At 60.2% G+C, this 15,763-nt stretch carries 13 protein-coding genes; 9 read left to right on the forward strand and 4 right to left on the reverse strand.

Features of this window, described 5'->3' with window-relative positions; genetic code table 11:
* Window positions 1–5 precede the first annotated feature (5 nt).
* From H8S23_RS04330 to H8S23_RS04355, 6 genes are all read left to right on the forward strand, one after another.
* Window positions 6–1,013, forward strand: a complete 1,008-nt coding sequence (locus tag H8S23_RS04330; protein WP_243165832.1) for an ABC transporter ATP-binding protein — start codon at window positions 6–8, stop codon at window positions 1,011–1,013.
* Window positions 1,014–1,016: 3 nt separating this feature from the next.
* Entirely contained in the window at window positions 1,017–1,985 is a 969-nt protein-coding gene (locus H8S23_RS04335) for an ABC transporter ATP-binding protein (protein ID WP_186887057.1), read from the forward strand.
* Between the two features lie 296 nt (window positions 1,986–2,281).
* Window positions 2,282–3,295 (forward strand): MBL fold metallo-hydrolase, encoded by a 1,014-nt coding sequence (locus tag H8S23_RS04340; RefSeq protein WP_186887058.1) that lies wholly within the window; start codon window positions 2,282–2,284, stop codon window positions 3,293–3,295.
* A 22-nt stretch (window positions 3,296–3,317) separates the two neighbouring features.
* On the forward strand, window positions 3,318–4,193 hold the full coding sequence (locus tag H8S23_RS04345) for an aldose epimerase family protein (RefSeq protein ID WP_186887059.1): 876 nt from the start codon (window positions 3,318–3,320) through the stop codon (window positions 4,191–4,193).
* Window positions 4,194–4,229: 36 nt separating this feature from the next.
* Window positions 4,230–5,612: an MATE family efflux transporter gene (locus tag H8S23_RS04350; protein ID WP_186887060.1), complete on the forward strand. Its 1,383-nt coding sequence runs from the start codon at window positions 4,230–4,232 to the stop codon at window positions 5,610–5,612.
* Window positions 5,613–5,703: 91 nt separating this feature from the next.
* Window positions 5,704–7,074 carry an MATE family efflux transporter gene (locus tag H8S23_RS04355; protein ID WP_186887061.1) on the forward strand — a complete coding sequence of 457 codons (1,371 nt, stop codon included), beginning with the start codon at window positions 5,704–5,706 and terminating at the stop codon, window positions 7,072–7,074.
* A gap of 196 nt (window positions 7,075–7,270) precedes the next feature.
* On the opposite strand, the gene larC is transcribed toward H8S23_RS04355, so the two are convergent.
* The 4 genes from larC to H8S23_RS04375 all read right to left on the reverse strand — a co-directional run bounded on the left by larC (window position 7,271) and on the right by H8S23_RS04375 (window position 12,221).
* Window positions 7,271–8,692 (reverse strand): nickel pincer cofactor biosynthesis protein LarC, encoded by a 1,422-nt coding sequence (larC, locus tag H8S23_RS04360; RefSeq protein WP_186887062.1) that lies wholly within the window; start codon window positions 8,690–8,692, stop codon window positions 7,271–7,273.
* Window positions 8,693–8,695: 3 nt separating this feature from the next.
* Window positions 8,696–9,448 carry a nickel pincer cofactor biosynthesis protein LarB gene (gene larB / locus H8S23_RS04365; RefSeq protein WP_186887063.1) on the reverse strand — a complete coding sequence of 251 codons (753 nt, stop codon included), beginning with the start codon at window positions 9,446–9,448 and terminating at the stop codon, window positions 8,696–8,698.
* On the reverse strand, window positions 9,441–10,196 hold the full coding sequence (larE, locus tag H8S23_RS04370) for an ATP-dependent sacrificial sulfur transferase LarE (protein ID WP_186887064.1): 756 nt from the start codon (window positions 10,194–10,196) through the stop codon (window positions 9,441–9,443). The genes larB and larE overlap by 8 nt, the downstream gene beginning before the upstream one ends.
* A gap of 993 nt (window positions 10,197–11,189) precedes the next feature.
* Entirely contained in the window at window positions 11,190–12,221 is a 1,032-nt protein-coding gene (locus tag H8S23_RS04375) for a LacI family DNA-binding transcriptional regulator (protein ID WP_186887065.1), read from the reverse strand.
* A gap of 278 nt (window positions 12,222–12,499) precedes the next feature.
* Between H8S23_RS04375 and H8S23_RS04380 the strand changes: the two genes are divergently transcribed.
* From H8S23_RS04380 to H8S23_RS04390, 3 genes are read left to right on the forward strand one after another with little or no spacing between them, the layout of a single operon-like run.
* A complete protein-coding gene (locus H8S23_RS04380) occupies window positions 12,500–13,336 on the forward strand; it encodes a transketolase (RefSeq protein WP_186887066.1) in 837 nt (278 codons plus the stop codon).
* A complete protein-coding gene (locus H8S23_RS04385; RefSeq protein ID WP_186887067.1) occupies window positions 13,317–14,252 on the forward strand; it encodes a transketolase family protein in 936 nt (311 codons plus the stop codon). The genes H8S23_RS04380 and H8S23_RS04385 overlap by 20 nt, the downstream gene beginning before the upstream one ends.
* Window positions 14,249–15,709, forward strand: a complete 1,461-nt coding sequence (locus H8S23_RS04390) for an FGGY-family carbohydrate kinase (protein WP_186887068.1) — start codon at window positions 14,249–14,251, stop codon at window positions 15,707–15,709. Before H8S23_RS04385 ends, H8S23_RS04390 begins: the two co-directional genes overlap by 4 nt.
* The last annotated feature ends 54 nt before the right edge of the window (window positions 15,710–15,763 follow it).

Below are 15,763 nucleotides of genomic sequence, written 5' to 3' on the forward strand. Positions count from 1 at the left end.
AGAAAATGGAAAACAACATGGCAAAAAAGGATCAGCGTTTCCTGTCCGTGCGCGATCTGGTGGTGGAGTATCGCTCCGAGGGCAAAACGGTTCACGCAGTGAACCATGTCTCCTTTGACCTTTCCAAAGGCAAAACCCTTGGTCTGGTGGGCGAGACAGGCGCTGGCAAGACCTCGATCGCAAAAGCGATCCTGCGCATTTTGCCCGACCACTCCACCCAGCGGGCGGAGGGCGTGGTGGAGCTGGACGGCGAGGATATGATGGCTCTGCCTGAACATGAGATGCAAAAGCTTCGCGGGCACAAGGTGTCCATGATCTTTCAGGACCCGATGACCGCCCTTAATCCAGTGAAAACCGTGGCCGATCAGATCGCCGAAGTGGTCAAGCTGCACAATCCGGTCACCAGGGCCGAATCGCTGGAGCGGGCCAAAAAGATGCTGGAGATGGTGGGGATTTCCGCCGACCGCGCAGGCGAGTACCCGCACCAGTTCTCAGGCGGCATGAAGCAGCGGGTGGTCATTGCTATGGCGCTGGCCTGCGACCCCGAGCTGCTGATTGCTGACGAACCCACGACAGCGCTGGACGTGACCATTCAGGCCCAGGTGCTGGACATGATCAACAAACTCAAGGAAGAGCTGAACACCTCGATGATCATGATCACCCATGATCTTGGCGTGGTAGCCGAGACCTGCGACACTGTGGCTGTCACCTATGCTGGCCAGGTCATCGAGTACGGCAGTAAGGAGGACATCTTTGACCGGCCCTCTCACCCCTATACCGTCGGCCTGTTCAAGGCGCTGCCCAACATGAACAAGGACGCCGATCGTCTGGCGCCGATCGACGGCCTGCCGCCCGATCCCACCAATCTGCCCCAAGGCTGCAGCTTCTCTCCGCGCTGTCCCTATGCGACCGAAGAATGTCGTCTCACCCCGGTTGACAGCCGGGAGATTGCTCCGGGGCACTTTTGCCGCTGCATCAAAGCTGCCGCCAAAGCGACCACCCAGGAGGTATAAAAAATGGCTGCATTATTAGAGGTCAAAAACCTGAAAAAATATTTCCCTACCAACAAGGGGGTCGTTCATGCGGTTGATGACGTCTCTTTCAGACTGGACGCGGGTAAAACAATGGGCGTGGTCGGAGAATCCGGCTGTGGAAAATCCACTCTAGGCCGCACCATCATCCATCTGCAGAACTCTACCGACGGGCAGATCCTGTTCGCGGGCGAAGATGTCACCCATGTCAAAGGCAAAGAACTGAAAAAGCTGCGCGAGAATATGCAGATCATTTTTCAGGATCCTTACTCCTCACTGAACCCGCGCATGTCGGTGCATGACACCATTGTTGAACCGCTGATCCTGTCAGGCAAGTTCAAAGGACCTGCGCTGGAGAAAGAGGCCGACCGCCTGATGGATATGGTGGGCATCGAGTCGCGCCTACGGGGTGCCTATCCCCACGAAATGGACGGTGGACGCCGTCAGCGCGTCGGCATCGGCCGCGCGCTGGCCCTCAACCCCAAGTTTATCGTCTGTGATGAGCCGGTCTCGGCGCTGGATGTTTCTATCCAAGCCCAGGTGCTCAATCTGCTGATGGATCTGCAGGATGAGTTCAATCTGACTTATATGTTCGTTACCCACGACTTGTCGGTGGTGCGGCACATCTCGGACAGCATCTGCGTGATGTATCTCGGCCAACTGGTGGAGACCTGTGATACCAAGGAATTGTTCGAGTGCCAGCTGCACCCTTATTCCAAAGCATTACTGTCGGCTATCCCCTCTACCGACATCCATCATCCCACCAAGCGTATCGTCATCAAGGGTGAGATCATCTCCCCCATCGATCCCAAGCCCGGCTGTCGTTTTGCGGCGCGCTGCCCACACGCCTGCGAGCGTTGTCACCAGCCGCAGCAGCTCGAGGAGGTCACTCCCGGGCACTATGTAGCCTGCTGCCGTGTGCGGGAGCTCAATGAAGCGTTCAGCCGGACCTAGCGCTGCCGGTGAGATATGTCCTTGGAACATTTTTTTGAGGGCATATCTCATCTTTTTTTACCCCTGGTTTTTGTCCGAGAACATTTCTCCGGCGGCATCTCCTGCCGGGGTGATCGGCTGGCCAGGCCTTGCAAAAAACGAGGACGCTTTTTTCGGCAGATTCAACTATCACAGGCAAGCCTTAATTTAGAATCGGGAACTTTGCAAAATACGCAAAAAAGCGCTGGCGCTTTTTAACGGGTGAATTTGCCGACAGCCCCTTTACGGAACACAGCGCATAAATGGAGGTAATCTGTATGGAAGGACGTATGTGGCCTATCCGCACCGACAACAAGGCAAAACGAATCAAGTGGGGCCCTCCCCAGAACCAGATCAGCTGGGCTTATATGAAACAGCTTCGCGAGCGGGACGCCACCCAGCGCATCTATGAATGCGATCCCTATATTGAAGTGTATCAGTTCGGCTGCAATTTTTACGGTTTATTCGCCAATAACTGCGACGGCATGGGCGATGTGTGGATGTACCTGATCGTCGGTCCTGAAAAGTCCATGCTTATCGACACGGCCTTTGGGCTGGGCGATACCCGGTCCCTGGTGGACGAGCTTACCGGCGGGATGCCGCTGATCGTCGCAAATACCCACTCGGGCCCGGATCACTGTCTGGGCAATGTACGGTTCGATCAGGTATACTGTCACGAGTACTGCGAGTGGGGTATCCGCAGCCGGTGCCGGCCAGGCGCCTGGGACTATCTGTTTGACGAAAACGGGGCCAATATCTGGCTGGATTTTGACCGCAGCGACCTGCCGGAATACCGTGACTATGAACTGACGCCGGTGAAAAACCATCACCGCTTTGATCTGGGCGGCGGCTATGAGGTGGAGTTGGTCTGGATGCCGGGGCACGACTCAGGGCACGCCATGTTTCTGGATCACGGTGGCCGCCGTCTGATTGCCGGAGATGACGTGTGCAGCGATGTGATCGGCTGCGGCAGCGGTGGCAAAGCGGGCGACCCCTATGCCCGATACTGCAACCTAGAGTCCTACCGAGACGAGTTGTCCAAGCTCTGCCTGCGGCTGGATGAGTTCGATTTTATCTTTCCCGGCCACTTCATGGTCAATCTGGAAAACAGTCTGATGTGTGACATCCTGGCCACTCTGGACCGTATCCTGGCCGCCCCGGAGGACTGTGACTACCGGTTAGAGGAGAACAGCGGCAACGGCGGCCCCAAGAAAGTGCGCCTGTTCAAATCGATACCCGGCTTCAGCACCATTGCTTACACGGCCAATGGCGTCTGGCGCCCCAAGGACTGATGGAAAGCGAGGTGCCGCACCGGTGATTACGATCTCAAACGAACATCTCATTGTGGCCTGCGACACTCTGGGCGGAGAATTACAGTCTATCCGCGACGCATCCACAGATTTAGAATATCTCTGGCAGGGGGATCGGGCCTATTGGGGACGGCGAGCGTTGAATTTGTTCCCGCTGGTGGGCCGGCTCTACGAGAAGACCTACACCCTGCACGGTACACCCTATCCGATGCAAATCCACGGTTTCCTGCCCCATGCCAGGATGGAGTTGGCTACCATCGCCCCCGACCGCTGCCGCTTCACTCTCAGCGACAGCACTGCGACATGGGAAGTCTATCCTTTCAGCTTCTGCTTCTCTATCGAATACTGGCTCTCCGGCTGCACGCTGCAGATCGGTTTTGAGGTGGAGAACCGCTCGCCGGAGACACTGTACTGCGCTATGGGCGGCCACCCCGGTTTCAATCTGCCTCTGGAGGAGGGGCTGCGCTTTGAAGACTATGAGATCCGCTTCCCCGCTCCATGTCTGCCGCAGCTGGTGGAATTCAGTCCCGCGGTGCTCTGCACTGGCACGCGCACTGCTTATCCTTTGCAGGAGGGCTGTCGGCTGCCGCTGCGGCACAGCCTGTTCGACCAGGATGCCGTAGTGCTCGCCGGCACGCCCCGCTGCGCAGAGCTCAGTTCCCCTCGGGGCAATCATGGGATCCGGGTGGAGTACCCGCAGATGCCCTATGTCGGTTTTTGGCATAAACCGGGCGTTGAAGCGCCTTTTCTGTGTATCGAACCCTGGTCGGCCCTGCCGGGGCGGGAAGGAGTGGTGGAAGAGCTTTCCCTTATGGCCGATCTCACCGCTGTTCCCGCGGGCGGGCGTTTTGTCAACCGCTGGTCCATCACGGTCTGGTAGACTGGGAAACACTATTCTAGAGAAAAGAGAATATCCATGGAATCTATGATCAAAAAGCGAGGGGTCGGTGCCGATCTCACCGGGGGACCGATCTTTAAAACGCTGGTGCTCTTCGCCATCCCCATCATCCTCACCAATCTGATTCAGCAGCTCTACGGCATGGTCGACCTGATGGTCATCGGCCAGTTCGTGGGCAGCACCGGTACAGTGGGCGTGTCGACCGGCGGCGAAATGGCCGATCTGGTCACGCCGGTGGCGATGGGCTTTTCCACCGCCGGTCAGATTTTTATCGCTCAACTGGCGGGTGCACACGACGACCGGCGCATCAAGGACACCGTCGGCACCCTGTTGACCTTTATGCTTGGCCTCTCCTTTGTCCTTGCACTGGCGGGCATCTTCTTTTGCAAGCCGATCCTGCAGCTGCTCAACTGCCCTGCCGAGGCTCTGAGCCAGGCGGAGGCCTATATGATCATCACTGTACTCGGGTTTCCTTTCATCTTCGGCTACAACGCCATCTGCGGCGTGCTGCGCGGCATGGGTGAATCCAAGCGTCCGCTGCTGTTCATCATTGTGGCGGCAACGGTCAATATCGTTTTCGATCTGGTGCTGGTGGTCGGGTTCGATCTACAGGCCGCAGGCACCGCCATTGCCACTACCCTGTCCCAGCTGGGCTCTTTTCTGGCCGCTTTGATCTACCTGTACAAGTGCCGAGAAAAATTTGATTTTGTGCCCACTCTCTCCTATTTTAAGGTGCGCAGGGACATCCTTTGGATCCTGATCAAGTTGGGCATCCCTCAGGTGGTACGCTCAATGCTCGTGCGGTTCTCTTTGCTGTGGATCAATGCCAATATCAACGCCTATGGGCTTGTGGTCTCCGCTACCAACAGCGTGGGCAACAAGATCCAGAAATTCGCAGAGGTCTTCATGCAGGGGGTGGACACGGCCTCTGCTGCCATGATCGGTCAGAATCTAGGAGCCAAAAAACCGGAGCGGGCCCAAAAGGTCACCTGGGCCACCCTTGCGTTGACCATGTCCTGCGCCGTTGTCGTGTCGCTGCTCTGCGTGACCGTGCCCGGATCTATCTTCGGTATTTTTACCGCTGACGAAGCGGTGCGGGAGCTGGGTGTGGTCTATCTGCATATCATGGTCATCCACTTTTTCTCCTCCGCCTTTGTAGGTGCTTTCCAGGCCATGGTCACCGGCTGCGGCTTTGTTTCTCTGGGCTTTGCGATCGGCATCTTGGACGGTGTAGTGTGCAAGATCGGTCTGAGCCTGGTTTTTGTCAACCTGATGGGCATGGGCTATGTGGGTTATTTCCTCGGTATCGGCTGCTCGCGCATTTTACCAGGGCTGCTCTGCTTCGCCTATTTTCTCAGCGGCAGATGGCGAACCCGCAAGCTGTTGTCTGAGCGTGAGTGACTGCACGGCTTCGCCGCTTTGAAATTGCCTCCACGCGGCCGTCAAAAGAGCCTGCAAGTCCGATAAAATGTCAATGGAAAGAGGTACGGGCATGCCAAAAGCAAAAACGATCGGCACTGATCTCACCCAGGGCAGTATCCTGCGCCTGCTGTTGATCTTTGTTCTACCGATCTTTTTCACCAATTTGATCCAACAGTTCTACAATATCGTCGACGTGATCGTGATCGGCCAGTTCGCGGGCAGCGAGGGCACCGTCGGCGTCTCCACCGGCGGCGAGGTCATCAATCTGCTCACCTTTGTGAGCATGGGCTTTTCCAGCGCTGCACAAGTCTATATCTCCCAACTGTATGGCGTGCGCGACCACAAAAAAATCCGCGAGACCATTGGCACTCTTCTCTGCCTGATGGGCCTGCTTTCGCTGGTCTTCATGGTCCTTTCAATGCTTTTGTGTACTCCTGTGTTGCGTCTGATGAACACTCCTGTGGAAGCGCTGAGCCAGTCGCATGACTATATGATGATCACTGCGCTGGGTATGCCCTTTATCTTTGGGTATAATGCGGTCTGTGGCATCCTGCGCGGCATGGGCGAATCGAAACGTCCGCTGGAGTTCATCGCCATCTCGGCCACGGCAAACATCTTCTTGGACCTGTTCTTTGTGGCCGTGTTGGATATGAGATCTGCAGGCACCGCGTGGGCGACACTACTCTCGCAGTTCGCGGCTTTTGCAGCCTCCCTTGCTTTCATGTACCGCAAACGGGAACATTTTCAGTTTGACTTCAAACTGCGCAGCTTTACCATGAAAAAAACGCATCTGAAAGTGTTGATCGAGTTAGGCATCCCACTTGCCGCTTCCAGCACTTTCATCCATCTCTCGCAACTGTACTGCAACGCTCAGGTAAATACTTTCGGGCTGGTCGCCTCGGCCGTCAACAGCGTAGGCAACAAGGTGGTGCGCTTCGCCAACATCATCACCTCCAGTATCAACACCGGCGCGGCAGCCATGATCGGTCAGAATCTGGGCGCACGCAAATTTGATCGGGTAAAAAAGATCACCTATATTGCGCTGGCTCTGGCATCTGTGATGGCGCTGCTCAACTGTACGGTCTGCGTCTTTGCGCCAACGGCGGTCTTCCGCGCTTTCAGTTCCGACCCTGCAGTTATCGACGCGGGTGTACCCTTTATGCACATCTCGGTAATCACTTTTCTGCTATCGGCCTGGCAAGGCCCCTATAACGGAGTGGTCACCGGCTCTGGGCATGCTAGGCTAAGCTTTGTCATCGGCATGCTGGACGGCGTGGTGCTGCGCATCGGTATCAGCCTGTTTTTGGCAAATGTGATGGGGATGGGAGTCTACGGCTACTATTACGGTAACGCACTGGCCCGTCTTGCCCCCTGCGTCATCTGTACTTGGTATTTTTACAGTGGGCGTTGGACCAGACGCAAGCTGTTGTCAGAGGGTTGATTACCCAATATCCAGCCCTTGTGCCTGCGGGCAGTCCAAGGAAAGATAGATCGCTCAGACAGGGTCGATACACTCCGCTCACCGTGCGACGCGCCATAGAGCGAGATACCAAAAGGCAGGCGGCCGGTACTCAATGTACCGGCCGCCTGCCTTTTGGTATCCCCCTCCAGCACGGGCGCACCAGGAAGAAAACAGCCTACTCCGCCTTTGCCATCTCACCCGCCCGCCGCACCAATGCGGCGGCTTCGGCCAGAGAACAGCCCTCCTGCTGCGCGATGCGCGCCAGGTCGTCGTACTCCGGCTTGGAGCGGCAGACGTCCCAGCCCTGCGCGTCCTTGAACCGCACCGGGCCGTAGGCCGTCTGCAGCGTGCGTTCCCCGCGCCGCAGCGCGTAGCGGGCACAGCGGTACTCCCGCACCCCCAGGGTGGTGGTGTGGCGGAACAACAGCCGCAGCAGGGCTTCCCGCTGCTGCTCCCTGCACATGCAGGAAAGCAAAATACCGGGGCGGTTTTTCTTCATGCCGACGGCGCAGGTGTACACATCCAGCGCGCCGCCGGCAAACAGCTGCTCCTGGGCAAAACCCAGCGCCTCCGGGGTCATGTCGTCCAGATTGCAGCGCAGCTCTACGATCTCTTCGCCGCTGTCCGCCGTCTCGCCCAGCAGGGCGCGCAGGCAGTTGGCCGCTTCAAAGTCCTTTTGGCCCATGCCATACCCGGCTGCCGAGATGCACAGCGGCGGCAGACCGCCGAACGCGGAGACAAAATGCTTGAGCAGCGCGGCGCCGGTGGGGGTGCACAGCTCGCCGCGCACCGCGCCCCCGTAAATGGGCACGCCGCGCAGGATGCGGGCGGTGGCCGGGGCGGGCACCGGCAGGACGCCGTGGGCGCAGCGCACCTCGCCGCAGCCCACATGCACCGGGGAGGCCAGCACCTGGTCGGGGGCCAGTTCTTCCATCAGCATGCAGACCCCCACGATATCCGCCACCGCGTCCATAGTGCCCACCTCATGGAAATGGATCTGCGGCACCGGCACCCCGTGGGCGAAGCTCTCCGCCTCCGCGATCAGGTCGTAGACCGCCTTTGCATCCCGCCGCACTTTTTCCGACAGGGGCAGCGCCGCAAGCAGGCGGCTGATCTCCTCCACACCTGTGTGGTGATGCCCGTGGGGGTGGCTGTGGTCGTGACCGTGAGCGTGCTCAGGGTCGTGGACATGATCGTGATGATGCTCAGGACCGTGGTCATGGTCGTGACTGTGGTCGTGACTGTGGTCGTGGTCGTGACCGTGGTCGTGGCTGTGACTGTGGTCGCGGTCGTGACCGTGGTCGTGGCTGTGTCCGCTCTGTTCACCCTCCGCCGCCCGGCAGGCGTGGGGGTGGTCCCGGGAAAGTTCCAGGGCCGGCTCCGCGGCTGTTTCCTCCTGTCCATGCACGGTGACCGAGACATGCGTGCCGCGGATGCCGCATTTTACCGACGGCGCGGCGGTCACCTGCACGCCGGGGATGCCCAGCGCGTTCAGCCGCCTGAGAAAATCCTCCGGGTCGGGGTGCAGTTCCAACAGGGCGGCCATCAGCATATCGCCCGCCGCCCCCATATTGCATTCCAGATAAAGTGTTTTCATTCCTCACGCCTCCCTATGGTTGATCATGCTGGCAAAATATCCGGCGCCAAATCCGTTATCGATATTGACCACGCTCACCCCGCTGGCACAGGAGTTGAGCATCGAGAGCAGCGCCGCCACCCCGCCGAAAGCGGCCCCGTAGCCCACGCTGGTGGGCACGGCCACCACGGGGCAGTCCACCAGACCGCCGATCACGCTGGCCAGCGCCCCCTCCATGCCCGCTACGGCGATCACGGCCCGGGCGCTCATCAGTTCCTCCAGATGCGCCAGCAGCCGTTCCAGCCCGGCGACCCCCACGTCGTAAAGCCGCAGCGTCTCGTTGCCCAGCGCCTCGGCGGTGAGGGCGGCTTCCTCGGCTACCGGCATGTCGCTGGTGCCGCCGCTGGCCACCACGATCCTGCCCAGCCCGTCCGGGCGGGGCAGGGCGCCCACAATGCCGATGCGGCCCATCTCGCGGTAGTCCAGCTTCACCTGTGTGCCCACCTGCGCGGCGGCCTCGGGGGAAAGGCGGGTGATGAGGATGGTCTGCTGTCCCTGCCGCAGCATGGCCGCAGCGATGGCAGCGATCTGATCCGGCGTTTTGCTCGCCCCGTAGATCACCTCCGCCACCCCTTGGCGCAGGGCGCGGTGGTGGTCGATCTTGGCAAAGCCCAGGTCCTCGAACGGCTGCCGCTTCAGCCGCAGCACCGCCTCATCCACCGTCAATTTCCCCTGGGCCACCTGCTCCAGCAGGGCCCTTGTCTCCTTTTTATCCATTCGTTCCTCTCTCCTCCATATCCAGCAGCACTGGATAAAAATAGGGCCTCAGCGCGGCCGTGATCTCTCCCCTGCGCTCCAGCGCGCGCTGCAGCTGGGCCGGCGGCAGCTGCAGCCGCGCCGCATCCCCGTACACCCGCACCCGGAAGTCGGTAAAGCCCAGGGCAAACAGGGCGTCCTCCGCCTTTTCCACCCGCGCCAGCAGCCCGGGCGTGATCCTTCTGCCCGTGGGCACGCGGGTGGCAAGGCAGGCGTAGGCCGGCTTATTCCAGGTAAACAGCCCCTCACAGCGGGACAAGCGCCGTATTTCCGCTTTTTCAAGCCCGCATTCCCGCAGGGGCGAGCGCACTGAAAGCTCCCGCAGGGCGCGCACCCCCGGCCGGTCGCCCAAATCATCCGAGGCATTGGTGCCGTCGATCAGGACCTGGTACCCATCCCGCAGGGCCTGTTCCCGCAGGGCGGAAAAGATCACCTTTTTGCAGTGATAGCAGCGGTCGGTCGGGTTGGACGTCACCTGGTCGCAACACAAAAGGTCCGGCTCCAGCACCGTCACCGCTGCCCCCAGCCCATCTGCCAGGCGCAGCGCATCCTCCAGCTCGAACTGCGGCTGGAACGGCGTTTTCACATAATAGGCGCGCACGTCGGCGCCGCAGCGCAGGGCCGCGCAGAGCAGATAGGAAGAATCCACGCCTCCGGAAAACCCCAACGCTGCCTTGGGGTTGCGGTCAAAAAACTCCTGCAGTTTCATCAAGACCTCCTCCGGCGGCTTTGCTGCCGCCTCTATACAAAAAACAGGCCCGCCTCCCAGCGGACGCCTCAAATGTCCGCACGCCGCTTTTTCCCTCACTTGCCCCCGCCACTGCACGGCGAAAGGCAGCGGCTTTCAGCGGGCGGTGCGCGGGGGCGGCCTGCGTTCGTTTCGGCTGCCGCGCGGCGAAAAGAAGGGCCGTCAAAACAAGCTGTTTTTACCGCGCATGCATCCTCTCTGCGGTCAGGCGCGGCCGCTCCGCCCCTCCCCGCCCCAAGAGCGCCCGGACGGCCGTTCTTTGTCCCCCGCGGCAAGGGCGTGAAAACAAGGCTACCATGTGGGCTTTTTGTCCCAGCGGGATTTCTTTGTACCCCCCCCGCGGCAAGGGCGTGAAAACAAGCCTTTGACCGCTTTTGGAGGGGCGTCTGCCGCGGCGCAGCGGCGGACCTGCGGGCCGCTAAAACAGGCTGCCTTTTACTGCGCGGTGATCACAGATCGCTGAAAGCTGTTTTTCCCCAGTTCCCCTGCCCGTTCCGGGGCCATGGCAGACAAAAAACAGTGCGGAGCACCGCGGAAGATCCATCGCTGTGAAAAGCCGCAGCCGCAGAGACCTTTTGTTTCCCCTGCGCTCCGCAATAAAAAATGCCATGAATGCGACCAATGCCCCCGCGGGCGCTGTGCCCGGGGAGATCGACCGCCTTCATGGCAATCCTTTTCTGATCCTACGTGTTCTCAACAAATTCTGCGGTGCCCTCTTCTGAGGACTGTGCGGGCCTTCACCGGCCCTTGCTTTCTATTTATACTACAGATCCCGCAAAAAAACAAGGGGCTCCCCGTCTGCGCAGCACTGGACAGGCCCTGCCGGTTTCAGCAGACGCGCGGCCGCCTCTCTGCCGCCCCGCCCGTTTTTCCTGCGCATCGTCCTGCGCGGACAGCCGTCCCCTGCGCCGCTGTGCTGCACCGCCGCCCGCCGCGCCGCCCGGACACGGCATTTCACTCTGCGCCGGCGGGAGACATCTGCTTCACGCTGTCCCGCTCCACCAGTTGGGGCTTGATCTCGATCTTGAGCGGTGAATCCGCCGAACCGTCGATGCGCCGGATCAAAAAATCCACCGCATAAGCCCCAAGCTGCTCCTTTGCCACCGACATGGTGGAGAGGGCCGGCTCCATCACCTTGCAGACCGGCAGATTGTCAAACCCGATGATGGACACGTCCTCCGGGATGCGGTAGCCGGCCTTTTTCAGCGAGACCATACAGGAGGATGCGATGTTGTCGTTGTCAGCGAAAAAGGCGCTGGGCAGCTGCGGCTTTTTCGCAAGATACGCGTCCATGTCCCCCGCCGCCTCTTCGGCCACCGGGGAAATGCGCACGATGAAAGGGCGGGACTCTTCCGGGTGGGGCAGCAGACGGATCCCCTTGCTGTACCCCTCAAACCGCTCCCGGAAATTGCGGATCTCCACACTGGAGCGCAGATAGCCGATGCGCGTGTGCCCTTTCTCGATCAGGTGCTGCACCGCTTTTTTCGCGCCGTAGATGTTGTTGATGACCACGCAGTCGCAGTCAAACTCGGGAAAATAGCGGTCCAGCGCCACCAGCGGGATCTCCAGTGACTGAAAAGCCAGCAGATCCCGGTCATGCATCTCGGTCGCCAAGAGAATAATGCCGGAACAGAGCGATTTTTTGAGGGATTCCAGCTGTTCCCGGATGTTTTGGTTCTCATAGAAATAGGTGATAAACACCTGATAGCCGCATTTTTTCGCCTGCTGGTCGATGCCCTGGATGAGGTCGGAAAAGAAAGGCGTGTCCGCCAGCACACTGCCGTGCTTTTTGTAGAGGACCAGGGAAAGAAAGCGCGGCGCTTCCACTGCTGCAAGCGCGCTCTTCTGATAGCCCATCTCCGCTGCCTTTTCCAATACCCTGCGGCGGGTGGAATCGCTGATCCCCGGCAGATTGCGCAGTGCAAGGGATACCGTGGACTGGGAGAGCCCCAGTTCTCTGGCGATGGATTTTGCCGATACAGACATAAGTGGCCTCCAACTTTTCATATTTGCTTAACTTAAAGATAAAGGAATAAAATGGGTTTGTCAATAATTAAATAAATAATTTTCTAAATTATTTTTATTTTTTAGATGTTTATTGGTTTCTATGCCTCAAAAATACTTAATTTTTCTGTGTATTCTTAATAAAAATTGTATTTTAGGTTGATTTTTCTAAATTTTAGAAATATAATTCGATTGTAAACAAAATTTATTTAGATTTTTTTGAAAATTTTTTATTCAATCTTTGGAAAGGAGAGATCTCATTGAACCTGGAGCGAAAGGCGGTCGACCTGCGGCTGGAGATCCTGGACCTCATCTGCAGCGCCGGCACCGGCCATATCGGAGGGGACTTCAGCGCCATCGATATCCTCACCTATCTCTATTATGAGGGGATGAACATCTCGCCCGACAGGGTGGACGACCCCGATCGGGACCGTTTCATCCTCAGCAAGGGGCATGCGGTGGAAGCGCTCTACAGCGTGTTGGCGGACCGGGGATTTTTTGACAGGCAGGCGCTGCACAATACCTACTCCCGGCTGGGCAGCCCCTTTATCGGCCACCCCAACAATCAGCTGCCGGGCATCGAGATGAACTCCGGCTCGCTGGGCCACGGGCTGCCGGCTGCCGTGGGCATCGCGCTGGCCGGGCAGATGGACGGCCGCCCCTACTATACTTATGTGCTCACCGGTGACGGCGAGCTGGCCGAGGGTTCGGTGTGGGAAGCGTTTATGGCCGCGCCTCATTTCAAGCTGGATCATCTGGTCGCTTTTATCGACCGCAACGGGCTGCAGATCAGCGGCCGCACCGAGGACGTGATGCCTCAGGGAGACCTGGCAGGCAAACTGCGGCTTTTCGGCTGGGAGGTACAGGAGATCGACGGCAACAGCATCCCCGCCATCCGGGCGGCGGTACAGCACGCCAAAGAGACGCAGGGCCGCCCGTCGGCGATCATTGCAGACACGGTCAAAGGCTGCGGCGTCTCCTTTATGGAAAACAGGGCCGGCTGGCACCACCGGGTGCCCACCGCCGAAGAGGCCGCGCAGGCCCGCGGGGAACTGATGCAGAAAGCGAGGGAGTTGGATGAGCGTTCCGGCAAATAAGCAGGTGATCTGCGACGTGCTGAAAGAGGAGGTGCAGCGGGAGCCCGGCATCGTAGTGCTCTGCAGCGATTCACGGGGTTCCGGCTCCATGACCTCGTTCTTCGACGAGTATCCGGACCACAGCGTGGAAGTCGGCATCGCGGAGCAGGATCTGGTCACGATCAGCGCCGGGCTTGCGGCCAGCGGCAAACGGCCTTTTGCGATCTCCCCCGCCAGCTTTCTGGCGGCCCGCAGCTTTGAGCAGATCAAGATCGACGTGGGGTACTCTCACACCAATGTCAAGCTGGTGGGCATTTCGGGCGGAGTCAGCTATGGGGCGCTGGGTTCCAGCCATCATTCCGCGCAGGATATCGCAGCTGTGGGCGCGCTGCCCGGCCTGCGAGTCTATCTTCCCAGCGACTGGCAGCTGACCCGCAGCCTCACCGAACACCTTGTCCGGGATGACGAGGCCGCTTATATCCGGGTGGGGCGCAGCGCCAGCCCCCAGGTGTACGGTGCGGGCGAACTGCAGTTTGAGATGGACCGGGCCGTGACCGTCCGCGAGGGCGGGGACCTCACCATCATCGCCTGCGGCGACGCGGTTTACGAGGCGGTATGCGCCGCCGACCAGCTGGCAGGCGCGGGCATCCGCTGCCGCGTGCTGGATATGTACTGCCTCAAACCGCTGGACGCCGAAGCGGTCCTGCGGGCCGCGCGGGAGACCGGCCGCATCCTCACAGTGGAGGAACACAGCATTGTGGGCGGGTTGGGCTCGCTGGTCTGCCAGGTCACAGCGCAGGCCTGCCCGGTGCCGGTAAAAAGCCTGGCCCTGCCGGACAGCGAGATCGTCACCGGCAGTCAGCGCGAGGTCTACCACTATTACGGTCTGGACGCCGAGGGCATCTGCCGGGCCGCGCGGGAGATGATGCCGGCATGAGTGAAAAATATATCCTCTCCATCGACCAGAGCACCCAGGGCACCAAGGCGATGCTGTTCAGCAGCGCCGGAGAACTCGTCTGCCGCTGCGACCGCCGGCATCGCCAGATCGTGTCCGATCAGGGCTGGGTGGAGCACGACCCCATGGAGATCTATAAAAACACCCTGGCCGCGGTGGAAGAGCTGCTGCAGAAGAGCGGCGCGGCCCCGGCCGCCGTGGTGGGCGCCGGCATCAGCAACCAGCGGGAGACCGTGCTGGTCTGGAACAAAAAAACGGGGCTCCCCATCTACAATGCCATCGTCTGGCAGTGCGGCCGGGCGACGGCGCAGTGTGAGAGGGTCGCCCCGCAGCGGCAGCGGATCCAGCAGATCACCGGTCTGCCCCTCTCCCCCTATTGGTCCGCAGCCAAAGTCAGCTGGATCCTGGACACCCTGCCCGGTACGCGTCAGGACGAAGCGCTGGTCTGCGGCACCATGGACAGCTGGCTGCTGTTCAGGCTCACCGGGAGGCACCTGACCGACCACTCCAATGCCGCCCGCACCCAGCTGTTCGATATCCAGAAGCTCTGCTGGAGCGAGGAAGCCTGCGGCATGTTCGGCGTCCCGCTGCGGATGCTCCCTCAGGTCTGCGATTCCGACGCCGCTTTCGGCGAGAGCGACTTTGAGGGTATTTTCCCCCGCCCCATCCCCATCCGCGGGGTGCTGGGCGACTCCAACGGGGCGCTGCTGGGGCAGGGCTGTTTTGCGGAGGGCCAGACCAAATGCACTTTCGGGACCGGCTCCTCGGTGATGATGAACGTGGGGCCCCGCTTCCCGGGAGTACATGAGGGGATCGCCACTTCTCTGGCCTGGAAGATCGGCGGCAGCCTGGACTATGTGATGGAGGGCAACATCAACTACACCGGCGCCATCATCACCTGGCTGTGCGAGGATGTGCGGCTGATCGGGTCCCCCAAAGAATGCGCGGCGCTGGCCCGCCAGGCCAACCCGGAGGACGGCACCTATCTCGTGCCCGCTTTCAGCGGCCTGGGGGCGCCCTATTGGGACAGCGGCGCCCGGGCGAGCTTCTACGGCATGAGCCGCACCACCGGCAAGGCCGAACTGGTGCGGGCTGCGGAACAGGCCATCGCCTATCAGATCCACGACGTGGCGGCGGCGCTGGCCCAGGCGTCGGGACGGCGGCTGGCCGCGCTGTGCGCCGACGGCGGCCCCACCAGGGACGGTTATCTGATGCAGTTTCAAAGCGATCTGCTGCAGGCGCCGGTGCTTGCCGGCGGCATGGAAGAACTGAGCGGCGCAGGGGCGGCTTTCACGACCGGTCAGGCGCTGGGGCTGTTCACCGCAGAAGAGGCAGCGGCCCGGCTGGAAAAGCGGGCCTACCGGCCCGCTATGGACGCCCGGCAGCGGGAAGCGCTGCTTGCCGGCTGGCAGCGCGCAGTGCGCTCGGTTTTGGGATAAAATGGACCCAAGGGCTTCGGCCCCCAATATAAAAGGTTATCGTAATGAAAAGGA

This window comes from Anaerofilum hominis, from assembly GCF_014287275.1.
Classification (GTDB): Bacteria; Bacillota; Clostridia; order Oscillospirales; family Ruminococcaceae; genus Pygmaiobacter; species Pygmaiobacter hominis.